This is a genomic window from Pedobacter sp. G11 (genome assembly GCF_003860265.1).
GTDB classification, from domain to species: domain Bacteria; phylum Bacteroidota; class Bacteroidia; order Sphingobacteriales; family Sphingobacteriaceae; genus Pedobacter; species Pedobacter agri.
In genome coordinates, this window is the sequence record NZ_CP034190.1 from 3,793,393 (window position 1) to 3,818,205 (window position 24,813).

Consider the following 24,813-nt stretch of genomic DNA (forward strand, 5'->3'; position numbering starts at 1 on the left):
GTTATTTTTCTGTATCTAAACCACGCCCGGTCTTATGCTGTAATTCATCAATTCTTTTTGAAGCGTCTGCTTTTGATAAATGCTCATCAAAAGGTTCTCCGGCTTCATCAGATAATGTTTTTAAATAAGAACTCTGCGCACCGGTCATCGGTTCATCGCCAGTAGTCCAATCATCCGGATTTTTTACAGTGTTAGAGCCTTTCAGTTCATTTTCGCCAGCTGAGCTCGATGGTTGCTGCTGTGGCGTCTTGTCATCTTTGTTATCTATCATCTTCTTAGTTTTTGTTCTCCTATACCAACAGTTCAAAATCAATCCTGTTTAGCCTTACTCTTTTTAAGAGTTGATTTGACCTGTGTTTGCACTTTTGGAATTTCGGGATAGAAAAAAGGCATTGTAGGATTATATTTTTTTATTATAAAATTTTCTCTATTGAGAATTTTGTTTGATCTTCAGGTTACAGTAAAATATTATTTAGTAGAAAAAATCTAATGCAAAAAGGAACAGTAAAATTTTTTAATGAAACTAAGGGTTTTGGTTTCATCAAGTCAAGTACAGGTGAGGAAATCTTTGTTCACGCTTCCGGTTTGGTACACAACATTAAAGAAGGCGATGAAGTAACTTTTGAAACTAAAGATGGCAAAAAAGGCGTAAATGCAGTTGATGTTAGAATAGCAGTTGACTAATTAAGCTTTAGATGGATGCGGCAGGTTTGCTTGCCGCATTCTTTATCAATTTAAAAAAAATCTGGCAGGGCGCTATTATTTTGCTGCGTATATTTTCATATCCTGGCGAGTGCAGAAGCATGTTTAATTCGTGAGAAATGAAGATGAACCGGAGGATGATATATTCTGAAAAAGGTTTATTTTTTTACCGTAATCGGGATAAAATTTGATCCGATCCATCACATATTTTTGCTTCATAGCTAATGATGGGATAATCAGTCTATAAATATAAAGTCCGTTAATGTGAGAATTTTCTGTGCTGAGTTTGCCAAGAAGTTTCACGTTTTTTGCCAGCCTATCCACCATCTGGGGCGAATCTTTGGAAAGATAAATAATGGTACGCATGTTAAGCTGATCAGGGGAGTACAACAAAAAACTATTATCAGGAGAGATAACTTTCGGAATACCCGGTTTTCCATAAAATTTAAGCGCTCCGGCGATGGCGTAATTGTTGGTAAGGATATAGATACCCTTCTTATTTTCAGAAATTTGGGTATTCGCTATGCTATTAACCCTTGATGTTAATTCTTGCCAGCCGGTCATATCAGCAAAGAACTGAGGAATACCCCCTTGGCTACCATCCTCATAACGTAAAGGCCTGGAAAAGTCAGTCAGTGCAATCATTTTTCTACTGTATGCCCTGCAAGTTTCGACTGAAAAAATCGGAATCACGATAGGTAGGCTTAACAATGCGAAAAAATAAATCATACCGATAAAAAAAATATTCATGGAGATTGATTTTCTCGTCAACATTTGCGCCCAGCAGTGGCCACCTGCAGCAAAAAGTAGCGGAAAAATACCTAGCCCATAATAAAGTTTTCCTTTTAAAAAAGTGAGAGAAATGGTAACAATCAGAAATGTGATGGTCCAATATTTCAGTTGTTCGAGGTCTTTCCGCTCAAACCACAAATATATTAATCCGGCAGTCCAAATGGCTACACTTGCCCCGTGAAAGAAAAAGAGTTGCAACAAGTAATCCCAAAGATCGATTTCGAAATTATTTTTACCTACACTAGCGGTATAGTGAAGAATAGGGAGGCCGTGAAAAAACTGCCAGATTAAATTTGGCAGAATGATGAACACACAAAGCAAGACCGGACCCGAGAGCTTTTTTACATGGCGACCAATTGATGCTGGTGTAATTATCAGAATAGCCAAAAGAATTGATGCAGCCAATAACAGTATACTATATTTATTGAGCATCCCAATTCCAAGCGCCAAAGCGGCTAAGTACAACCACGATGTTTTTTTGTGCTGCTGATAGGCAATAACGGCAAGGATAAGTAGTGTCCAGAAAAATTGATCAAAAACTGCAGGTTGTAACAGGTACGAGGTTGCCAAAAACGATGGGGAGCATATTAATGCGGAACAAGCAATTATTACGGCTAATCTTTTTCCGCCCAAAAGTTTGGTAATATAACCTGTTGCTATCACTGTTGCTGAAGAAAAGAGGCAGGGGAGAACACGAAAACTGAAGGTAGCATTTCCGAAAAGGATTTCCGATATCCATGAGATCCAGGTAACAAATGGCGAAATGTCAAGATAACCCCAGGAAAGATGCCGACTCAGCTCGATATAATAGAGCTCATCAGCATGAAGTCCGTAGCCCTCTAACGTAAAAAGATGAATCAAGAATTTAAGCAATCCAAAACCTAATATGATTAAATTAAGCTGTTGCCTGTCTTCTGATTCAAATTCAGTTGTGCGAATACCTGTTGTCAAATGCAGCTGAGTTATGTTGATGAAATGTGTGTTGTATGTTGAAATCTAATCGCGTATTTCGGAATAGATATCTTCAATTGGTTAACAAAAATAAACTTAAATTGATTTGAGAAACCAATATGCTCCATCAAATTACAAATTCCATTTGCATCAGTGTAGTCACCATTAGCTTATTCATCCTTCATGAGGCGTTTTACCGTATTGATTAAAGTATTAAGATCGAAGGGTTTTGGAATGAATGATGCTTCCGAGCAAGATAAAGCAATATCTGCTGATGTAAGATGGGCACTCATCATCACTACCGGAACGTCTTTTTGTAAAGTACTTAACTCTTTACAAACTTCAATACCGTTGCCATCGGGTAGCATTACATCTAATATAAACAGATCTGGAACATCATAGGGATTTGCAGCCATGAATTTTTCTACATTCTCGAAACTGGTTACCTCGTAATTCTCCAAATTTAGAATCAGCTCAATTACCTGTCTAATGCCCTCGTCGTCTTCCAATAAAAATATTCTCTTAGCCATAATTATCATTTGTGTGTTATTAAACAAGCCATAATCGGGCCGGAAAGTTTTGATTTTATTTGCATATTTAATCTTTTTCAATGTGTGCAGCGTTGATATATTTCGCATAAATCAGTCATCTTAAGCAGCTATTTAGTTGCTCAGCCTGTCGTGTAATTCGGATTAATCAACAAATATTTAAACCAATCGCCCAGCTATGTGTTAAACACAGGTAACTTAAATGCTGAAGACGAACATCTTTATTCAACTGAGAAATGATTAGCAAAAAAGTAGGTCTTTTCTCATTAATAAAGAATTAGAAAGTTTTTGGCTACCTGGCATTGAATTTGGCTGTAATACTATTTTAAGTTAAATCCTTTTAGAAATATGTTTAATTTTTTTCCCTTGCTTTACGTACGTTCGGTTTTTATCTTTATTTTCTCCATGTTGATTTTTACTGGTTCAGTAAGGTCACAGGATTCATTAAAAAGAGCGAAGGATTCCATACAGGTGATTCCGGATACCTTACTTTTTAGAATTCAAACTGCGCAGGCGGCTATTACAGAAGTTAATGCGGCCAACAAAAAGGGCTACGGGGTGCTTGAGGTACAGGAGCGATTGAATATGCTTGCATCAAGCATTGCTTCAGTAAGGAGAGATTTAAATACGGGTAAGCAGAGTACGGAGAACAGGAGCCTGATGAGTTATAAATTAATTCTGAAGGATGTTCAAACTGAACTTTCATCACTTTCGGGAAGGTTGATGAAAAGCAACTCCGAACTACAAAGAATGTCTCAGCAGGTAGTTGATCTCAGTGCTGACTCATTGCTCTTGATCGATGACCAGGATGCGCAGAAAGCATTATATAAGCCTCAATTGTCGCAAATTAAACTTCGTTTACAGGATGTGGGCGAGGTTACCGGGAAAAATCTCTCAAAAGTTGGCGAACTACTGGCAAAAGCCTCATCCATGGGGATTGAAGTAAATGATTTGCAGGTGGCGCTCGATGAGCAGTTGGAAAAGTCCGGTAGAATCGCCGCCAACCGTGAGGTGCCATACATCTGGGCAGCACCGTGGAATCTTTTTAGCTTAAGCCAGATCAGTGCAAGGTTGTCAGATGCTTTTTTTGGACAGGGAGAAATTCTTCAATACTTTCTAAACTCCACATGGGATATATGTTTGCTGGTGCTGATACTGGTAGCGATTTTTTTTGTATGGGTTCATCGCAATTTCATTACCTCCAGACGTTTATCGGTTAAACGAAAAATAGGAGAAATCAAATTCGACTATTTAAGGGCCTATCCTGTGATGGCCAGCACTATTGTTTTGCTTTGCATATTGCCCGTTTTTCAGCCAGATGCGCCTTCTATATATATTGAATTGGTGCAACTGGTACTAATGGTAGTGATTACAATTCATTTGCGAAAAGTTTTATCAAAAAAAGCACTAAATACCTGGTTTTTAATACTAGGCGCCTTTATCTTTCTGATATTTTCTTCCAGCCTGATCAGCGAAGCTTTTTTACCAAGAATAATTCTGTTAAGCATCCATCTGCTTTTTTTACTGCTTGGCATCAAGATGTATCGGTCTGTGAAAATCCCCCAATTCCCTAAAAGGTTTTTTAAAATAGCAACGGCTGTTTTAGTGTTCATGACCGGGCTGGCTGTCATTCTCAATATTTTTGGAAGAATTAGTTTGGCCAAAGCGTTTGGACTGGCGGGCGTAATAAGCCTTACGCAGATCATCTCTTTAGCGGTTTTTGCCCAGGTTATGATTGATGCGCTGGAACTTCAGATCAAGATCAGCGCTTGTAATAAAGGTTTTTTCTCCAGGCTTAATCCTGATACTTTAAAGTCCAAATTCAAAAAGGTACTGGCCATATTTAGCTTCATCATCTGGTTAATGGTATTATTTAACAATCTGGGTATGACTTCCGGTATAACCAGTTTGATGAATACTTTACTATCCAAAGAGCGAACTTTTGGCAGTATTCATTTCTCTTTGGGCAATGTGGTGTTTTTTGTAGTGATCATTTACATCTCCAATAAACTGCAAAAACACGTACCTATACTTTTTGGCGAGCAACGGATCAGTTTTGATGGCGCAAGTGATCACAAAGGCTCAAAGGTTGCATTGTTTCGATTGATTATCATTGTGATCGGCCTGTTACTTGCATTTACAGCATCCGGACTTCCGATGGATAAACTCACAGTTGTTTTAGGGGCACTTGGTGTTGGTATAGGTTTAGGTATGCAAAATATTGTAAATAATTTTGTTTCAGGGATCATTCTTATTTTTGAGAAACCTTTTAGAATTGGGGATTATGTCGAACTGGCGGATAAGAAAGGGAAGGTTCAGGATATAGGCATCCGGTCGAGCAAATTACTAACGCCCCAGGGCTCTGAAGTGATCATTCCTAACGGAGATTTACTTTCCGGAAGATTGGTGAACTGGACGTTGAGTAATGATTACCTCAAATCTGAATTGTTGTTTAAAGTTGGTTCTTCGGTTGATATGCAACAATTACAGGAAATTATTGCCGAGGTGATTAAAGGTTCAGCGCATACGGTTACCAATCTTCCACCAGAAATACTCGTTAATAACCTGGCTGCTGATAGCATCGAACTTAAAATTCTGGTGTGGATTAATAATGTTTATGTAGAGGCGGCTTTTAAAAGCGATACGCTACTTCGTTTGATGACCGCTTTTCAGCAAGCAGGCATTAAGCTTGTATAAATTTATAAATTGCGAAAACTAACAAATATGAAAAATCTTGACTTACCAAAATGGACTATTGCCCTTCCAATAATTAGTGCGGTAGCCTATTTTTTTACTGGTGTTGATTCTGGTGTAATCGTAAAAGTTATACTTGCTGCGCTTTTAATCGGCAGCGTTTTAGCCTCAGTGCATCACGCCGAAGTAATTGCACATAAAGTTGGTGAACCATATGGTACCATAATCCTGGCTTTGGCCATCACCACCATTGAGGTTGGTTTAATTGTTTCACTGATGTTAGCAGGCGGCGATAGTACCCGCGAACTCGCCAGAGATACCGTTTTCGCTGCCGTGATGATTATCCTGACAGCGATTGTTGGCATATGTTTACTCAGGGGTGGAATTAAATTTAAAGAACAGCTCTACAAGCTTCAGGGTGTAAATGCGGCTTTGATTACGCTTGCATCTATTTTGGTGCTTACACTAATTCTTCCCAACTACACATTAAGTGCGAAAGTGGGTGAATATACCATTAGCCAGCTTATCTTTGTTTCGCTGGTATCACTAGTTTTGTACGGCGGTTTTATTTTCATGCAAACGGTTAGGCACAGAGATTATTTTCTGCCTAAAAATACAAGCTCAGAAGATGAACACATGGAAGCGCCAACTAAACTAACAGCCATCGCCAGTTTGATCTTGTTATTGATCAGCCTGTTTTCGGTTGTTGTATTGGCTAAGTTACTTTCTAAAGATATCGAGGTGATGGTTATCGATTTGGGTGCACCTCAATCGGTGGTTGGTGTAATTATCGCGGCAATTGTGCTGCTACCAGAAGGTTTGGCCGCTTATCGGGCAGCTAAATCAGATCGGTTGCAAACCAGTTTAAACCTGGCTTTAGGTTCTGCATTGGCCAGCATCGGGTTAACGATTCCGGCTGTTGCTGCGGTATCGATCATTTTCGAAATGCCCATTACATTAGGAATTGATATGAGTTCTACTGTTCTGCTGCTGCTCTCTATGATTACCATAATGTTTTCGCTGGCTACAGGAAAAACCAATGTGCAACAAGGGGTTGTGTTGCTGGTAATATTTGCCTCTTATCTTTTTTACACAGTTGTACCTTAAAGAGGGCAACCGGATGGTTTATTTAAAAATATAAATTATACTTGAAGCTTAAGATAAGCATCCTTGGCAATCATTTTTTCCAGAAACAAGCCATAAGCAAGCTATCCAGCTTAAAACTGCGGTTGATAAGCCTAATTCAGGATCATCAAGTGTAAAGGAGGATAAAATGGCAATAATCGAAATTCCGGTAGCAAATAAAAATGGGATAAACTTTTTCATATGGATGACTTTCGAAAATCAATTCAAAAATTAATCCATTTTACGCATTTGAAACAATTTAGTATTCAATATTTCTTTGTCCTGACATTTCTACTTAAAAAGTCAGTTTTTAACTTTTATTGTTCAAATTTCCAATAAGTTAAGTTTTCTGTCGAAATTAAAATAAATCACAGTACCACATCAAAATTTCGCAGGTTTTTTTCAATAATTAAAACCATAAAATGCGTTAACTGGTTATCAATGCAGTATATCACTTTACAGGTGAAACAAATCGAATATTTGGGCATGGAAGATAATAAAGGTAGTTATAATGGTGAATTGGTGGCAGGCTCTAACATGATGATGCTAGACTATCTTTTTAATCAGGAAGATCAGTTAGTGGCTTATCAGTTGGTAAGGCTAGCCGAAGGAGGGGCATGGCAGGTGCTCTCCGGCGGTTCACCTGTTGCAACACTTACTAAAACCGATGGGCGATGGCTGGCGCTTAATGAAGCGAAACTTGATGTGGATAGTATTTGTAAAATTGGTGACTTTATCGATCAGCAAAACTTTAATCGCTTGCCTGCCAAAATTAAACAACACTGGGAAGACTTTGTGGCAGAAGTTTTGGTTAAAAATGATAGTGAATATATAATAGTTACTGTTCCAGGAATTAATTTCACCAGTTTTAAAAGATTTTTTGCTGAATATATAGGGCATCTGGTAGAAGACGAATGGCCGATTGAGTTTAAAGTTTATGATTTCAGTTTCAATGAGGATTTTGTGGTTCGTGTATTTTAAATTGATCAGTATGTTATTTCTAACTACGATTAGTTGTAAAGAAACTACCCCGTACCTGGTATTTAATATTTAATTTTGTTAGGCTTATAACCAGGTATTTCAATGAAAATTTACTCCCCGCCGTCTGTAGACACTTTAAATACTTTCCATGCTTTACCTGAAATGTACCTGGTTTTATCACCAAGTTTCCATATTCTTACTGCAAGTGATCTTTATTTATCTTCAACTTATCGATCCAGAATGGCAATTGAAGGTAAATACATCTTTGACATCTTTCCTAACAATCCTGATGATTCCGGATTTGAAGCAGTTGAAATACTAAGGGCGGCATTATCTGAAGTGGTTCAAACGAATTCCGCGAATGCCATGCCCATACTTAGATATGATCTCGAAGATTTGAATACTCATCAATTTGTTGAGCGATATTGGAGCATTAGCCACACACCGGTTTTTGATGCAGACGGGCAACTAAGCTACATTATACAGTTGGTAAAAGAAGTTACTGAACTTGTGTTGGAGAGTAACCTGGTGAAGCAGCAAAAGGTAGATCAGCAGAAAAGCCTCATTGAAATCGAACAGCTTAACGGTGAGCGGGAGCTGATGGATAAAAAGCTTACCAAAACGTTAAATGAACTTAGAGAAACAAATCTCTATCTGGAAGAAAAGGTTAAACGTCGTACGGATTCATTGAAGCTTAGCGAAGAAAAATACCGCAACCTGATTGAACAAAGTCCGGTAGCAATGCAGGTTTTTCGTGGAGAAGATATGGTTTTCGAGGTTGTTAATGAAGCAATGTTAACCTTTTTAGGTAAAGAGCCAGATATTATTGGTAAAACTTTATTCCAAGGCGTACCGGAGATTGTAGGGCAGCCGATTGTTGATGTTTTGTATAATGTCTATCGCACCGGAGTTCCATTTGAACTTATGGGAGAGGAGGTTATTTTGGAACGTAACGGCCAGAAAATTGTCGGTTTTTACGATGTAATATATCGGCCTGTTTATGAACTGGGGAAAATATCTGGCGTTTTGGGTATTGCACTCGATGTTACCCACCAGGTAAGTTCACAACGATCGCTTGCGGCGAGCGAGCAACGTTTTCGTACCATGGCCGAGGCCAGTGATATTTTAATATCAACGAATGATGCGAAAGGAAATTTAAATTATCTGAACCATGCATGGGTAAACCTGACGGGATGGAAAACCAAAGATTTGAAAGATTTTGACTGGTCATCATTTGTTCATCCAAATGAACGAGCTGAAGTTGAAGAAATTTTCGCAAGTGCTTTAACAGCTCACTCTTCATTCTTTAATGAATTTAGAATACTCGACAAGGTAGGGAATTACCGTTGGTTACGAATCAAAGGAAATCCGATTTTCGATGGATCGGGAAATTTTGATGGCTTTATTTGCTCAAGTTTAGATGTAACGGAAGAAAAGCAATATTTGTTAGAAATTCAGTCTGTTAATAAAGCATTGATCGAAGCCAACGAAAGTCAGTTTCTTATAAATGAAAAGTTGCAGCAGGCAAATAATAAGCTGAAACTAAGCGAGGAAAACCTGCAGTCGGCATTTAATGCAGGGGAACTTGGCAGTTGCAGTTTAGATTTAAAAACCGGTATTGCCGATATGTCGGGCAGATATCGGTCGCTTTACGGTCTTCCCGTAGATGGTGAAATTACTTGGGAAATGGTACTGGAGTCTGTTGAGCCGGATTTTATACCCGAGGTAAATAAAGTGTTAGAAAATGCGGTAAAATTTGGTAGTCCAGTTGATAGTACTTACGCCATCCGCCATCTAATAAGCGGTGAACGCAGGTGGATGCGGGTGGTAGGTAAAGTAAACCAGGATATTCATGGCGTAAATGAAAGTGTGTATGCGGTGGTCATGGATGTTACGCCTCAAAAAGAAGATGAACAACGGAAAAATGATTTCATCGCCATGGTAAGCCACGAACTTAAAACACCGGTAACATCAATAACAGGTTATCTGCAAGTATTGCAGCGTTTGTTCAAAAACACCGGCGATGATTTTACCGGTTCAGTGCTTGATAAGATGGGGCGGCAGTTAACCAAAATGACTACCATGATTAACGGCTTTTTGAATGTTTCCCGGCTGGAATCTGGAAAAATTCACCTCGATCGGCAACGCTTTAATTTTTCTGAACTTTTAGCTGATATCGAAGATGAGTACAAACATATTGTTTCCACTCATAACATCCAGTTCACTTCGTCAGAAGAGATCATCCTGATCGGCGACCGTGATAAAATTGGACACGTTGTAAATAATCTCATTAGCAATGCGGTGAAATATTCACCAATCCATTCCAAAATATTATTGTCTTGCACAAAAGCTAACAATACACTTACCTTCAGTGTGAAGGATGAAGGTGAAGGTATTCCTCAAGAAGACCTGCCGCATTTGTTCGATAGATACTACCGGGTTCAGAATGTGGAAGCCCGCAATATTGCAGGATTTGGAATTGGCCTTTATCTCTCAGCAGAAATTATTAAAAGTCATTCTGGGGAAATATGGGTAGAGAGTGTACGCGGTGAAGGTTCAACGTTTTATGTTTCTTTACCACTTAACTCCTGAACAATTTACAGGCCAATATTTCCAGGAATTTCTTTTTGAGGTTCATCAATGTGACTATTGCATTATCTTACTAATCAAATCATTTCAATTGTACATCTTCAATAATCTCGGTAAAATTATCAATCTCAAAAGGTTTCTCTAAATAAGCATCGCAGTATTCTTTTAAACGCTCAGGCTGAATTACCAGAGCACTTGTTACCACAAGTTTGATGTGTGAAGTTTTTGAATTTGATTTTAATTCTCTACAAATATTAATTCCATCTTCATCTCCAAGGTGCACATCAATAATGGCAATATCTGGCTGAAATTCTTCCACATCGTTTTTCCACTGGCGGGGAGAAGAAATGGGAAGTACGTGATAAGAGTCTTTCAAAATTGTGGTCATTACGTTCAAAATGTCAATGTCATCTTCAATAATTAAAACTTTACGCATGTGTGGGACTGATTTTTTATTTTCTAAATTTCTTTGATGTAAAATCTTAAACAGCAGCTAAAATCTAGGAAATACCTTATGAAAAGGTAAAAAAATGGCTGAGATGATTGCTCCATTGATTTTTTAATAGGGATTTTAGTACAAGGGTTTTCGATTTTATAAGTATAAACATCTTTTACTTATTTTGGTTTGTTGATGATGAAAAACTTCAATGTTTATCATTAAGCAAAAGATGCAACGTATTATAATTACTTTTAAAGGAATTTAGTTATCGCCTAGCGGAAAATAAATGCTTTATTTCTTATATACATTTAATTTGTATTGGTAAGTGGCCAGAAAATAACGGCGAAGGATATTTCGATCGGATATGCCTATTGCGTTATTAAAGGCGTAACGATTTATCGAAATGTTTTGATCAAATAAATCATAAACCGAAAGCTTGAGCTGCCCGCGATCTTTTTTCAGCATTTGAATGGAAAGCGCAAGGTTAAGTTGATGTGAACTGCGTTGAAAACCCTGCCCGATTTGAGGATTGTAAAAATACGTATAATTAGCGTCTAAAATAATCCTTTTTGGCCACCTCAGGCTAAATTCTCCACCGGCAGAGTGGGTGTAAGTATTCACTTTTGCAAAATCTACATCTTTGTAGCGGGTCATCTGTTTATAGAAATCATATTTAGCATTCAGGCTAAGCAAGTCGCCATAATTTAGGTTGATGTTTTCTCCAAAACCAATATCCAGTGAATTTTGAAAACCTTCGTCAGCATTAAGGATAAAAGGTCTTTGGTTGAGGTTTGTTCTTGCCGAGGTATTTAAACCAACTTGCCACTTCTGCGATTTTTTAAACTGCTTACCAACACTCATGCCAAGGTAGCCATTTCTGTAACCACTACGGTTAACAAAGCTGGCTACAGTAGCGCCAGCGCTATTCACATTACTACGTTGTAAAACTCCGTTATTACTAAAGATATAGCCAGAATATAAATTGAAATTAATCTGCTTGGAAGGGATGTATTTGTATACATTTAGATTTAATGTGCGTACCAGGTTTGCCCTCAAATCAGGGTTTCCTATAGCCGTGTATAGCTGGTTATATTGGCGGGCAATGGGTTGCATCTGAGAAATTCCGGGAAGGTCTAAACGCTCATCATAACTCAGTGAAAAACTTGGTGCATCAAACCTGAAAGATGGATAAAAGTTATAATATTTACGATTGATATCTTCATAACCGAAATTAAATTCATTACGTACATCCTGATATTCTCCCTTGACAGATACCCTTAAGCTATAATCTTTAGTGATTTTATAAAACAACTGCGGACGAAGGCTTTGAATGAAAACATTACGCTGTAAATCGTTACTTAGGTTGGTAAGAAAAAAATCGTAAAGCATTGTAGATGGATTGTATTCGAATGTACTTGCCAGATCCGTATTGCTGTAAAAACGTGTTCCGGAATTCAGTTCCAATGTTAGCTTTTTGCTTAAAGGATAATTGTAAGTTACAGACAAATCCCCAGAATTGGATTTGTTCCAGCCCTCTCTAAATCGATCCTGTGTTTCTGATTTCACTTCCGTAGAAAAAGATTCTAGCCGGAACTTATTAAAATCTTCATTATTGTTGCTGTTTATCTGCAGCGAATGTGTAATATTAATCGATTCTCCTTTTTTCTTTAGCCTTCGGTAGTACATAAAGTTATGTGAGAAACCACTATTATTAGCATTTGAAGTATTAAGCCCGGCGCTTTCACTTAAACGGGGCAACAACGAGTTAGAACTGCTATTACTATTTTCGTTTCTGTTATTTTGATAATTGAGGTTTAACTTTGGTTCGTACCTGATGCGCATCATCGTGTCAGGAACCCATTCCACCAAGCCGCCTATAGCATGTTTATTACTTTTATTATTGCTCATATTTCTGGAGTTATTAATTAAAGTAGTATTCGCTACAGTTTGCTCGATATAATTTGTTCCATTGTAAAGGTTGTCGCTGTGGGTGAAAAAATAAGTAAGGTTAAGCTTAAGTTTTTTGCCATAGTTATTGTTGATGTTGACACCTCCCGAAGCCACACTTTCAATGCCACCATAACCCCGGCCACCAAAAGTGCCATCATAGATTTGTCCGCCACCGCCAGATCTGTCGAAACCACCCATAGTATATAATTCCTGACCGGAAAAACCAGTGCGGTTCAAGTTATTGGCCAAACCAATTAAACTTACCTGGAGCGTATCTCTGAAATTGCTTAAAATTCCTCCCGCTTCATAGCGATCTCTGCTTCCGCCACCGGCATAAACTTTGCCCAACGTACTTTTCTTAATCTTACTTTTTAGTTTCAAGTTAATAATTTTGCTCACTTCAGAATTACTCACCAAATGATCAGGATCGTTCTCCCGGTCATCATAAACCTGAATCTTCGCAACCAAATCCGCATCCAGGTTTTTGGTGGCCACTTTAGGATCATCGCCAAAAAACTGTTTTCCGTCAATTAGCAACTTACTTATCGATTTTCCATTGACCAGAATCGAACCATCAACATTTACCTGTACGCCAGGTAGCTTTTTCAACAGTTCTTCAACTACTGCATTAGGCCTGGTTTTAAAGGCTTCAGTGTTAAATTCTATGGTGTCTTTTTTAACTGTTACCGGTGATCTTTCACCCGAGATGATCACATCCATTAAGGTATTACCAGATAAGTAGATGGTTTTTAAATCTGTAATTAATTCTTTTTGTAAATGCAGGTTTTGGCGGATGGTGTTATAACCTACAAAAGAAATGATGATTTTGACAGGTTTATCCACAGCGATACCAGAAAGTTTGAAGGTTCCGTTTTTATCAGTTAAAGTATAAGATACCAACGAAGTGTCTTTCGCATTAACAACGGCTACAGTGGCAAATTCCATTGGTGCTTTGGATGCAGAATCGGCAACAATTCCTTTAACAGTTGTTTTGTTTTGCGCCAAAGCCTGCAAGCAAATGAATGCGAGGAGCAGCGAGAAAATTGATTTGAGCATTTAGATGTTGATGAGAGGTTAAGGGGTTTGTTTAGTTAAATGTTAACAGCTCAACAACATTTCCAATTAGATACCCGATGTTGAGCGATGTTAAAACGATTTACCAAGATAAATAAAATATTGAAGACTGCTTCTCAGGTAGGAAATTGCAATGAAAAATATTTGTTACAAGAATAAAATTAGCTACAGCCGAAAAGATCAGTTAACAAACAGGTGTTATTTCGTGGCCGCAGAACAAAGAAGATCATCCCGATCGACCAATATACGAACAGGATGATATTGCAAAATAGTTAGGGTTGAGATATTAAAGAGGAAATAGCACTGCGCTACAGATTGGTTTGTTTCAGCAATCCATCAATTTCCGCATTGAATGCGCTTACAAAATCAGTGTAATATTTTCCTGTTGCGGGTCCGCTGTAACCGGTATGGATTTGCGCAACCTCGCCTTTTTTATTGATGATGATCATCGTTGGGAAGGATAAGAAATTATTCAGACCCGGAAGTGACTCGGCAACTTGCTTTTTATCAGGTTTACCTGCAATTACCTGGTCATATTGAATGTCGAACTTATCACGAAATCTGCCTAATGCCTTTTTTACATAAGCTGAATCAAGCTGGCGCTCGTAGTGGATACCAACAACCTCTACGCCACGGTTACGGTTTTCCTTATACCAAGGCGAAATGAATGATGCCTCATCCACACAATTAGGGCACCAGGTGCCGGTAATGGTTAATATCACGACCTTGTTCTTAAATTTATCATCCGTTAATGAAATTTTCTTGCCATCTACATCGGGGAGAGAGAAGTTCAGCGTTTTATAGCCCTCTTTCAAAAAGGTTAATTTGGTAGCATCGGGGAGGGCCGCATTCTCGTTTTGTTTTCCGGTGAATGGCGTATTTCCTCTTGCACTAACTGCTTCTCCCTGAATTATTCCATCTTTTGAGAATGTACCCTTATAGTAAGATGGGCTGGAACCTATAAAACCCGAAAGGTAAAATTGATTTCCATCTACACTGCCTTCAAGATAGCGGGAATCGCCGGTGATGCGGAGAAATGTACCTGTAATTTTATTTCCTACCTGTTTGAAAAGTCCGACCGCATTTTCATTTTTGCCATCTTGTGATTTAAATACAATGTCATACTTTCCGGAAAAATCCGCATCAGGTGTTTGATCATTTGTTTTGAAACGATATTGATTCGCTTTGCTGGCTGATAGCGGAAGTGCTTTGCCAGATCCATCTTGTTTTTTCAATACACCCACAAGCGAATCCTTCTGGATTTTAAACGCCAGCACATTGTCGAACTGATCGAGGTTAATCCATAATGAATCATTTTTCTGTTTTACAAATCCGCCGTCGAAGCTTTCATCGGCATTTAAAAAACTGAGGTAGGGTTGCCCGTTTTTATTTTTGATTTCAAAATTGAAAGGAACCTCAACGCCAGGCTTTAGGTTAAAAACACCTCTCCAAATTCCACTCGCCTGAAAGGTGTTTTGGAGCTTTAGGTTTTTTGTGTATGTTTTAATCTTTGTTTGGGCGGCAACTTTTTGGGTTAACAATCCGGCTATTAGTATTGCAATATATTTTATTTTCATGGGATGATGTTCAATTGAGAAAGCAAATGTAGACATGATTTTGGCTAAGAAAAAATATTTCAATAAAATCTATAGAATTTGTAGACATTATGATTTTTATATTATCTTTGCGCCAGTTATTTTAAAATACTTATCAAGAAAGGTGGAGGGAATGGCCCTGTGAAACCTTAGCAACCAGCCCTCAGGGTATGGTGCTAATTCCATCCCAGAGTTGTTTGGGGTAGTTAAGTCAGTTGAAGGCCAAATCATTAATCATATATGAGAGCACTCCTGATTTACAGGAGTGCTTTTTTTGTAGGCTGATTTTCCACAATTGATAAGTATTGATCTATCAGAAAAAATAAATGAAAAAGACTAACGAGCAAAAATTTACCCAGTTCAACAATTTTAACATGTATTGGCGAGGCCGAATGTGTAAGGGTATGTGTTTGAATTAAATTCATCATATACCATCTCCAACTAAAATTATCAATATCAAGGTGTTTAAAAAAATCGCTAAAAGCGGGGTGGAATTGCTTTGCCTAAATTTTTCACATCAGTTTTAACTAATCATCAATTTAACCTATTATGTTTAAAAAAATTAAGCTACCAGCAATACTATTTTTGCTATTGCTTTCACCATTCGTTCGAGCACAAAATCTTGCAATTTCGGGCACGGTAAAAAGTTCATCAGGAGAAACGCTGCCTGGCGTATCTATTTTTGTAAAAGGTACTAAACAAGCGGTAACGAGTAACGGAACAGGAAATTTTTCCATTACTGTTGCGGGCAAAAGCACGTTGGTATTTTCCTATATCGGCTTTGCCACGAAAGAGGTAGAGGTATCAGAAAATAATAAAGTGCTGGATGTGGTTTTAAATGACGGCGATAATGCATTAGATGAGGTAGTCGTTACCGCATTAGGCATATCCCGACAAAAGAAATCTCTGGGTTATGCGGTTCAGGAGCTCAAGGGGGAGAGCTTGACAGAAGCCAGGGAAAGCAATCTGGTAAATGCACTGGCAGGAAAAGTTGCCGGTGTTCGCGTAACCAATAGCCAGGGCGATATGGGGTCTTCCCGGGTGGTTATTCGTGGTGAAACTTCCATTTCAGGAAATAACCAGCCGCTTTTTGTAGTGGATGGGATTCCTGTGGATAACTCACAACTCAATTCAGCTGGCGCAAGAGATTATGCAAACACCATTTCGGATATCAATCCAAATGATATCGAATCGATCAGTGTGCTTAAAGGACCAAATGCTGCTGCATTGTATGGATCGAGAGCGGCGGCTGGAGTTATTATTATTAAAACCAAATCGGGAAAATCAAAAAAGGGCTTAGGGGTTACTTTTAATTCTAACGGGGTTATTGAAAGTTTACTTACCCTCCCGAAATATCAGGATGTTTTTGGTCAGGGATCTGAAGGTAAATTCAGCTATGTAGACGGTAAAGGTGCTGGTACAAATGATGGCGTGGATGAAAGCTGGGGCCCGAGAATGGATGGCAGATTGATTCCTCAGTTTTTTTCTAAAGGGGTGGCTGTTCCATTTGTAGCCAATCCTGATAATGTGCGTGATTTTTTTGAAACCGGTTATTCGCTTTCGAATGGTATTGCTGTTGAAGATGCCGGAGAGAAATTCGATTATCGCTTATCTTATAATAATCTAAAACAGGTTGGGGTAGTGCCAAATTCTGGGCAAGACAAAAATTCATTCGCTTTAAATACTACGTTAAGGATTACACCAAAATTAACCCTTACGGCCAATGCAAATTACAGTAAACTAGGTTCAGACAATTTGCCTGGAACGGGTGGTTCACGGTCGACAAGCACCATGCTTCAGTTTACCTGGTTTGGAAGGCAGGTTGATATCAACCAACTGAAAAACTATCTCGACGAGAACGGGAATACTTTCAACTGGAACAACAGCTATTATAGTAATCCATACTGGGTGGCTTATGAAAATACGGTATCACAAAACCGAAACCGGATCATTGGGAATATTGGGCTGAATTATAAAATTACTGACGGGTTAAATTTCAATTTCCGTTCAGGAACAGATTACTACAACGATCGTCGTAAAATCAGAATTGCATATGGCACCAACGGAACCCCGTTTGGATCATACAGCGAAAGTGCCTTTACCGTAAATGAAAACAATACCGATGCAACGCTGAACTACACCAAACAGCTTAATGATGATTTCAGTTTAGAGGCTTTGCTTGGAACGAATATCCGCTCGAGATATATCGAACAAAATGATCAAAGCGCCCCACGACTTGCGGTTGCGGGTTTATACACGTTAAGCAATTCGAGAGATCCACTGACTTCCTCTAATAATTACAGTAAACTGAAATCATATAGCGGTTACGCATCGGCACAAATTGGATTTAGAAATTACCTTTTTGCAAATATCACCGCCCGTAACGACTGGTCATCAACGTTGCCGGCACAAAACAGATCTTATTTTTATCCATCATTTAACGGAAGTTTGGTATTGACGGAAGCCTTTGACATCAAAAGCGATGTGTTGGATTATGCCAAAATTCGCGGAGGTTGGTCTAAAGTAGGTAAGGATGCCGATCCGTATCGTTTGATTAACACTTTTTCTTTCAGCGCTCCGTTTGGAAGCAACCCTCAACTCACAGCATCCACTACAGATTTGAATCCTGATTTGAAACCTGAAACCACCACATCATCCGAATTGGGAGCAGAGGCAGTTCTATTTAAAAAACGCCTTCGTTTTGATGTGAGTTTATATAATACAAACAGTTACGATCAGATTTTAAGTGTTGATGTGAGCCAAAGTACAGGTTTCAGATCTAAATTACTGAATGCTGGAAAGATCAACAATAAAGGTATAGAAGTTCAGCTGGGAGTTACACCAGTTAAAAAACAACTCACCTGGGATATTGATGTGAATTATGCGGCAAACAGAAGTAAGGTAATCGAATTAGATAAAGCGGGTTTATTGCAAAATTATGTAGTGGCGACCAATTCTGCTCAGGTAATTGCAGCTGTTGGTCAACCTTACGGAACACTTTTTGGAAATGCATTTCTAAGAGATGGCAACGGAAATATCGTAGTGAATGCAACTGGTGCACCACAAACCGATCCTACCAAAAGAGTTTTGGGTAAATATACACCAGATTGGATTGGAGGCATATCAAATACTTTCACTTATAAAGGCGTTAGTTTAGGTGTTTTAATTGATGCCAGCTTTGGTGGATCGATTTACAACGGTACTTATGCAACAGGAACTTACACAGGCGTTTTGGCCTCAACTTTACCTGGAAGAGCGGCAGAATTTGGTGGGATTTCCTATTACTATCCGGGAAATGTAAAAGCAAACGGAACAGTAAGATTGGCTGATGGTGCTGCGGCGCCGGCAGGTGTAACTGTTTACGACGATGGTATCATATTCGATGGCGTAACAACCGATGGAAAACGCAATGAAAAAATACTTCCTGCACAAACCTATTACAAATCGTTTCGTACCATTGATGAGGCCAATATATTTGATGCTTCATACGTAAAACTCCGCGAAATTAAATTGAGTTATAATCTTCCTGCAAAATGGGTTCGGCCGTTAAGTTTGCAGGGTGTTTCGGTGTCGCTAGTAGGTAGAAACCTGGCCATCTTACATCGCAATGTAGCCGATATTGATCCGGAAGTAGCCTTTAACACTGGCAACGGCCAGGGTTTAGAAAGCCTTTCGAATCCAACTACCCGTACTTATGGTATCAACTTAAATATCAGATTTTAATCCTATCGCCATGAAAAAGAAATTTCTATACATCACTGCTTTTGTTTCGCTTTTAGCAGCATCATGCAGTAAAGAACTCGATGAAGTAAACATCAATCCGAATGCAACAGAAAATGCACAACCCGATTATTTGCTTACGGCTGCAATCAAAAATACAGCCGATGCGTATTGGGGAACTACGAATAATATGAACTCCAGTTTGCTTTTTGTGCAGCATTGGGCAAAGGTTCAATACACCGAAGAAGACCGCTTTATTTATTCAAACAGTAGTTTTACCTCTTTATGGTCTACACTGTATTCGCAAAGTATCACCGGTTTTAACAAAATTATCGAAATTGGAAATACCACTGCTCACCCGAATTATCGTGGGGTGGCTCTAACGCTAAGATCTTGGTCGTTTCTTTTGCTTACCGATGCTTATGGCGATATTCCTTATAGTCAGGCAGGAAAGCTAAACGAGTTTATAACACCCGCTTATGATAAACAAAAAGACGTTTATTTCGGTTTGCTAGAAGATTTGAAAACAGCTAAGAATACGCTTGATCCTGCTGGGAAAGCGATTGCAGGCGATATTATCTACAGCGGAAATATCACCAAATGGAAAAAGTTTGCCAATGCCTTGAGGCTGAGAATCGCTTTAAGAATTGCAGATAAAGAGCCAGCTAAAGCCAAACAGGTATTAGATGAGATTAAGGCGGATGGCGATTTATATATTAGTGATAATGCTGATATTGCTCAGTTGATTTATCAGATCTCTCCACAACAAAATCCTGTGAGTGCACAATTTGATACCCGTGACGATTATCGGATTAGTAAAACCATCGTTGATAAATTGTTTGTACTGAATGATCCACGTTTGTCAATTTATGCCAGTAAAACACAAACCGCAACCCCTCAGGAGTATATTGGTTTACCGAACGGATTAACCAATTCAGAGGCCAGTAATCTGGGTTTCGCAAGAACCTCAAAACCGGGAGCCTATTTTTTAACGCCGCAATCTCCAGCTGTAATTTTCAGCTATGCGGAATTATTGTTCGACAGGGCAGAGGCTGCTGCAAGAGGCTTGACAACAGAAAATGCTGCTGAACTTTATAAGCAGGGTGTAACAGCCTCGCTAAAACAGTTTGGCCTGTCAGATGCTGCTGCAACCACTTATCTTGCACAGGCATCAGTTCAGTATGATGCCGCAAATTATAAAAAATCAATTGGTGAGCAAAAGTGGCTGGCACTGTTTGGCCAGGGTTTGGAAGCCTGGGCAGAGCGTCGCCGCTTAGATTATCCACAGCTTTCGGCATCAGTAAATACAGTATTAAATGGCCAGATTCCGGTGCGTTTCATTTATCCCGGAACGGAGCAATCGTTAAACGGACAAAGTTATAAAAACGCGGTGGCTAGTCAGGGTGCTGACCTTTTAACCACAAAGCTTTGGTTTGATGTGAATTAATAGCGCTTAAAAGAATAGCTAAAAGTGCCGCTGGAATTTATTTCAGCGGCATTTTTTTTTATGATGTAGCTTTGAACCTGCTTTTTTTTGTTCATGAACCTAAAAAATTGCAAATTGCAGAAGATTGTAATTCGATGCCAATGGCGAATGGCTTTCTGAAAATAAGAACTAATTAATCATTCCAAGCAAACGTATTAATGGAACAAAATATAAAACAACCGGAAAGTGTTGAAGCGCTAATTAAAAGAAAAGATCTGTTAAAAGGTGTGATGTTGGGTTTGGGTCTGGTGTATCTTGTCGCGTTTGGCATCCTGATCTATCTGGCGGTTACAAAAGGATTAAGTAAGGTTTCAATTGCACTTATACCGATATGTTTATCTCCATTAACATTACTTCCCTTACTATTCAATTTCAATTCCTTGAAAAAGGTGATCGCTTCAAGAAAAGCCTAGATCGTTTTTAGCTTACCAAGTTTAACAACTTAATTGGCGGGTAAATAACGTTCTACACGGCTCGCAAAATCATTTAAATCAAAAGGTTTATTGATAAAATCTTCGGCAGTACATTTTGCCTTAACAGCATTTAAATGATTATTTGCCGACATCATCATCACGGGAATATCATGTGTTTTGATATTAGTTTTCAGCTGACTGCAAATATCAATTCCATTTCCATCAGGCAGCATAATGTCGAGGATGACCATATCTGGCATGCTTTGCTGCATTTGTAGCCAAAAGTCGCTGGTATTTCGGCAAGCTTTCACCTCATACAATTCTTCAGTAAGCAAAAACTCGATAATCTCTCTGATACTTGGATTATCCTCTACAACATATATGCACTTTTTCATACGCTTTATGTTTTGTATACAGGTTTAACGGCTATCGTTATCAGATGTTTAGCTAAGTTTTTCACACGATACGAGTTATTAACTTTTTGCGGAATCAAATAGAAATAAAGCAAACTTTTGTGGTGCTTTTACAGTTGATTAATAACATCATTTATTAAAGCCATGAAAAATATAAAAACAGCATTTGCATTTCTTTTGACAATCTCTTTAGGAACTAATTTATCCGCACATGATATTTTAGGAGGAATACCAATTCAGCCTAAATCGGGCATGTTACAGGAGGTTTTACCACCTGAAGTGTTTATGAATCAAGCTTTGCTTTATGGATTAAAGGCGACGCAAATGAGTGGGATAGCAGCGCAAAATGGAAGTCCGAAATTGAAGGGATTTGCCCAAACGTTACTTGATGCACATGCTCAGGCCAATACAGAACTTTTAGCTTTAGCCAAAAGTAAAAACATCACTTTAACGGCAAGTAAAAATGAAGAAGGGCAAAGACCAGACGGCAGGGTTGATTCGGCTCCAACAACATTGCAGGATACATCTAGAAACCAAAATCAGGGAGAAGCCGGAAATACCGGTCAGGCAAAAGGTGTCATGTTAAATGGATTTGCAATGCTTCGCAATGCTGATATTCAACAATCAGTAAATAAGTTAAAGGATGCAAAAGGGCAGGATTTTGATCAGGCATACATTGCTTCCAGTATTCAGGATCACCAGAATTTAATTGTACTTTTTGAAGCAGGTTCAAAATCATCTGATGCTGCGGTAAAGAAATATGCTAGAAAATATCTTCCTAAATTCAAAACACATTTAACGCAGCTAAATGCTATGGCAAAGGCAAAATAATATTCAAGGCAGTTAACCAACTGCCTTGAATATTAAGAGTTAGTTATGAGAAGCATCGCTTTCAAAGCCAAAAATTGCTAAACGTACCGGCTTAGCAGAAACTTTATGTTTTGCTATTACAGCAAAAGTTGATAGATTGATTTGATGTACCTCACCCAACGCTGGCATCGCGATGTAGGCAAATTTGCCAGTTGCTTCTAGAACAGGCTTATAAGTATCTGTGCTCGATGTTGCAGAAATCACCGACCCTTCTTTTTTCAATGTGCCGGTGGTTAAATCATATACTCTTAGTTTTCCATCTAGCGTCAAAATCAATAAGTTTTTTCCTGCAAAATCAACTTTGCATTGAAAAGCATCAGCTCCGCTGTAAATGGGGGTTATTTTATCCGTTGCAATATCTATTAAGTAAGCACCTTTTGTTGCTACATATCCAATAAACTTTTTCGCCGATTCAGCGTAATAAATACTGGCCAACCTAAACGCACCAAAACCATCAGGATTAGGAATTAATCTTTGCTCTCCTGTAGATTTAACTACCAAAACACCTCCGGCGGTTGCCGCAGAACTGCTAAAGCCACCAAATACTGCGTTTGTTCCATCACTTGCATTACCATGAATGGCGCCAATTTCAAGCGTAGAAGCATAAACGGTTTTACCTGTTTTATCGATTACGAGCACACGATTTGGAGATGCTCCGGAAACTGCTGTTGATGTTACGGCATAGGTTCCGTTTGTAAACTGTGCCATTGCACCGTGGTGGGGTAACAAACCTGCGTTAACAGTGGCAAACTTTGCCCCGGCAGTATTAAAATCGCTCTCTACGGCCCGGCTCAACGTTCCATCTCCATCGTTAAAAATTAAACTTTCATTGGCTTTGGTTTTAAAATGAGTTGGCTTAATGCCTGTAGCAGTAATGTTTGCCCATTTCGGATTATTTAGCACATCTACATGGTCTACGTGAGAAGCAAGACCGCTATCAAAAACTTCCACTAAATTTTGTGCGCCATAAAGTACCGTAGCATATCTGCCTGAAGATGTTGCGTAAAGATTAGCTAAAGGAAATTTAGCATCGAAAACAGTTACTGCCGCCGTTGATGGATCTACCAAAGTAAGCTTGTTCGACGTCTCATCTGAAGTAAGCAACCTTACATACTTAAATTCTTTGGCCGCTGTTGTGGGTGTTTCCTCAGGTTGTGAGCTGTCTTTTTTACAAGCTGCAAATGCAGCAGCAACAGCAACAATCAATGCTGCTTTTTTAAAATTGTTTTTAGATAACATTAGGTTTGATTTTTAGTGATTAATTAATTTTTATACTAATTCCTTTGATGGTTTGCCATCCTGCTTTATCCGTTATCCTGATTAAAAAATGATAATCGCCGGGATCAATATCTGCAGGTACATTTACTGAGGCCGTGGCTTCATAATTTTTTTGCCCTGCCGGGATACTCACCTCTCTAATGAGCAGAAAAGGCTTTACGGGAGTTTTGATGGCTTCCATATTGCAACTATTTACTTCGGTACTGTGTGAATGATGATCAAAATTGTGGTGGATATCGATGCTCATTGATCCCAATTCGACATTGTCGCTTACCTGCGTTTTAAACGTAAATGTTTCTCCGCGTTTAATTACGCTGCATTGCTGCGGAAAAGAAGTGGCGCTTGAAATAATTTCAGGGTAGGTAGTGTCAATGTCTTCCGTTTCCTTTTTACAATTGCTGAGCAATAAAACGGATAATGCACATAAGCCAATAAAGCCTGTTTTAACTGGATTGAATTTATTTTTCATAATTATTGATTTACTTGTCGAAATGTTCTTCAAATTGATTTTCTTTACCCAACTGATCTACAATTTTCAGGTGAACATGATAGTGGCCTTTAGGCGCAGCAGTAACATCCAGGTGTTTATGAAAGTTATAGGTGCTTAAACCCACCATGGCAGCATCGGTAAACAGAAAATCTTTTTCCCATGCAGCACCATGAACTTCAACTTCAATTCTGGCAATTTTATTAATCGCAGCAACTGTGGCTTCAACATGCAGATCATTTCCAGCAGTATTCAAACCCACCTCAAATCCTGTAGCGCTAGGCAGTGTTGGATCGTATTTGATTTCCAGATCACTGGTGATTTCAGTTGTTCTCCCCAACAGATCAGTTACTTTAATCGTTACGATGTAACTACCCAGTGCCGCGTTTGTGGGTACATCAATATGTTTATGGAAATTTGCATTTTTTACATTTGCAAAGCCTTCAGTATATTTTTGGTTGAAGTTCCAGCCGGTACCTGCTTTTGGTTTAATATTTAAATCAACGCTGGCTAAGTTACTCGCAGCAAAAAGATCGGCTTCGAAATGAATGTCGGTTCCGGGATAGGCAGTTTTATTGTTATTCATTCCCACCTCCAGATTTGTAATCGTTGGCAGGTCTGTAATCACTTCATCTTTTTTACAGGCTGTAAATGTTGCTGCCGTAATCAGCAGGGCTAAAAGGGGTTTTGTAATTTTGTTCATTGT

General features: G+C 38.7%; 20 protein-coding genes and 1 riboswitch. Of the genes, 9 read left to right on the forward strand and 11 right to left on the reverse strand.

Annotated elements, in window-relative coordinates; genetic code table 11:
• Position 1: 1 nt before the first annotated feature.
• Positions 2-271, reverse strand: coding sequence for a DUF3072 domain-containing protein (locus EA772_RS16375; protein ID WP_010602951.1), 270 nt, complete (start codon positions 269-271; stop codon positions 2-4).
• Between the two features lie 218 nt (positions 272-489).
• On the opposite strand from EA772_RS16375, the gene EA772_RS16380 reads away from it, so the two are divergent.
• A complete protein-coding gene (locus EA772_RS16380) occupies positions 490-684 on the forward strand; it encodes a cold-shock protein (protein WP_010602952.1) in 195 nt (64 codons plus the stop codon).
• A gap of 123 nt (positions 685-807) precedes the next feature.
• Here EA772_RS16380 and EA772_RS16385 read toward each other — a convergent pair whose 3' ends face one another.
• Together EA772_RS16385 and EA772_RS16390 are read right to left on the reverse strand one after the other, a co-directional pair.
• Positions 808-2,445 (reverse strand): glycosyltransferase family 39 protein, encoded by a 1,638-nt coding sequence (locus EA772_RS16385; RefSeq protein ID WP_168187586.1) that lies wholly within the window; start codon positions 2,443-2,445, stop codon positions 808-810.
• A 170-nt stretch (positions 2,446-2,615) separates the two neighbouring features.
• Positions 2,616-2,975 (reverse strand): response regulator, encoded by a 360-nt coding sequence (locus tag EA772_RS16390; RefSeq protein WP_246833970.1) that lies wholly within the window; start codon positions 2,973-2,975, stop codon positions 2,616-2,618.
• 366 nt (positions 2,976-3,341) lie between these two features.
• Between EA772_RS16390 and EA772_RS16395 the strand changes: the two genes are divergently transcribed.
• On the forward strand, positions 3,342-5,690 hold the full coding sequence (locus EA772_RS16395; RefSeq protein ID WP_124914153.1) for a mechanosensitive ion channel family protein: 2,349 nt from the start codon (positions 3,342-3,344) through the stop codon (positions 5,688-5,690).
• A gap of 27 nt (positions 5,691-5,717) precedes the next feature.
• Positions 5,718-6,794: a calcium:proton antiporter gene (locus EA772_RS16400; protein ID WP_124914154.1), complete on the forward strand. Its 1,077-nt coding sequence runs from the start codon at positions 5,718-5,720 to the stop codon at positions 6,792-6,794.
• A gap of 48 nt (positions 6,795-6,842) precedes the next feature.
• Here the strand turns inward: EA772_RS16400 and EA772_RS22135 are convergent, their stop codons facing one another.
• Complete coding sequence (locus EA772_RS22135; protein ID WP_168187587.1) at positions 6,843-7,013, reverse strand: hypothetical protein; 171 nt, start codon at positions 7,011-7,013, stop codon at positions 6,843-6,845.
• 240 nt (positions 7,014-7,253) lie between these two features.
• Here EA772_RS22135 and EA772_RS16405 point away from each other — a divergent pair, with 240 nt between their 5' ends.
• Together EA772_RS16405 and EA772_RS16410 are read left to right on the forward strand one after the other, a co-directional pair.
• On the forward strand, positions 7,254-7,793 hold the full coding sequence (locus EA772_RS16405) for a hypothetical protein (RefSeq protein WP_124914155.1): 540 nt from the start codon (positions 7,254-7,256) through the stop codon (positions 7,791-7,793).
• A 102-nt stretch (positions 7,794-7,895) separates the two neighbouring features.
• Positions 7,896-10,385, forward strand: coding sequence for a PAS domain S-box protein (locus tag EA772_RS16410; protein ID WP_124914156.1), 2,490 nt, complete (start codon positions 7,896-7,898; stop codon positions 10,383-10,385).
• Between the two features lie 79 nt (positions 10,386-10,464).
• Here EA772_RS16410 and EA772_RS16415 read toward each other — a convergent pair whose 3' ends face one another.
• From EA772_RS16415 to EA772_RS16425, 3 genes are all read right to left on the reverse strand, one after another.
• A complete protein-coding gene (locus EA772_RS16415) occupies positions 10,465-10,818 on the reverse strand; it encodes a response regulator (protein ID WP_124914157.1) in 354 nt (117 codons plus the stop codon).
• A 294-nt stretch (positions 10,819-11,112) separates the two neighbouring features.
• A complete protein-coding gene (locus EA772_RS16420) occupies positions 11,113-13,827 on the reverse strand; it encodes an outer membrane beta-barrel protein (RefSeq protein WP_124914158.1) in 2,715 nt (904 codons plus the stop codon).
• A 326-nt stretch (positions 13,828-14,153) separates the two neighbouring features.
• The gene (locus tag EA772_RS16425; protein WP_124914159.1) at positions 14,154-15,458 is read right to left on the reverse strand and encodes a peroxiredoxin; all 1,305 of its coding nucleotides are present in this window, start codon (positions 15,456-15,458) and stop codon (positions 14,154-14,156) included.
• 91 nt (positions 15,459-15,549) lie between these two features.
• Positions 15,550-15,653, forward strand: a riboswitch (SAM riboswitch).
• A gap of 336 nt (positions 15,654-15,989) precedes the next feature.
• Here EA772_RS16425 and EA772_RS16430 point away from each other — a divergent pair.
• The 3 genes from EA772_RS16430 to EA772_RS16440 all read left to right on the forward strand — a co-directional run bounded on the left by EA772_RS16430 (position 15,990) and on the right by EA772_RS16440 (position 21,059).
• The gene (locus EA772_RS16430) at positions 15,990-19,163 is read left to right on the forward strand and encodes a SusC/RagA family TonB-linked outer membrane protein (protein ID WP_124914160.1); all 3,174 of its coding nucleotides are present in this window, start codon (positions 15,990-15,992) and stop codon (positions 19,161-19,163) included.
• Between the two features lie 10 nt (positions 19,164-19,173).
• Entirely contained in the window at positions 19,174-20,607 is a 1,434-nt protein-coding gene (locus EA772_RS16435) for a SusD/RagB family nutrient-binding outer membrane lipoprotein (RefSeq protein WP_124914161.1), read from the forward strand.
• 197 nt (positions 20,608-20,804) lie between these two features.
• Positions 20,805-21,059 (forward strand): hypothetical protein, encoded by a 255-nt coding sequence (locus EA772_RS16440; RefSeq protein WP_124914162.1) that lies wholly within the window; start codon positions 20,805-20,807, stop codon positions 21,057-21,059.
• A gap of 29 nt (positions 21,060-21,088) precedes the next feature.
• Here the strand turns inward: EA772_RS16440 and EA772_RS16445 are convergent, their stop codons facing one another.
• Positions 21,089-21,454 (reverse strand): response regulator transcription factor, encoded by a 366-nt coding sequence (locus EA772_RS16445; RefSeq protein ID WP_124914163.1) that lies wholly within the window; start codon positions 21,452-21,454, stop codon positions 21,089-21,091.
• Between the two features lie 162 nt (positions 21,455-21,616).
• On the opposite strand from EA772_RS16445, the gene EA772_RS16450 reads away from it, so the two are divergent.
• Positions 21,617-22,303, forward strand: coding sequence for a DUF4142 domain-containing protein (locus EA772_RS16450; RefSeq protein WP_124914164.1), 687 nt, complete (start codon positions 21,617-21,619; stop codon positions 22,301-22,303).
• 39 nt (positions 22,304-22,342) lie between these two features.
• Here EA772_RS16450 and EA772_RS16455 read toward each other — a convergent pair whose 3' ends face one another.
• The 3 genes from EA772_RS16455 to EA772_RS16465 are packed head-to-tail and all read right to left on the reverse strand — an operon-like array spanning position 22,343 to position 24,810.
• Positions 22,343-23,581: a YncE family protein gene (locus EA772_RS16455; protein WP_124914165.1), complete on the reverse strand. Its 1,239-nt coding sequence runs from the start codon at positions 23,579-23,581 to the stop codon at positions 22,343-22,345.
• Between the two features lie 19 nt (positions 23,582-23,600).
• Entirely contained in the window at positions 23,601-24,089 is a 489-nt protein-coding gene (locus EA772_RS16460) for a DUF4625 domain-containing protein (RefSeq protein ID WP_124914166.1), read from the reverse strand.
• Positions 24,090-24,099: 10 nt separating this feature from the next.
• Entirely contained in the window at positions 24,100-24,810 is a 711-nt protein-coding gene (locus EA772_RS16465; protein ID WP_124914167.1) for a DUF4625 domain-containing protein, read from the reverse strand.
• Between the last annotated feature and the right edge of the window lie 3 nt (positions 24,811-24,813).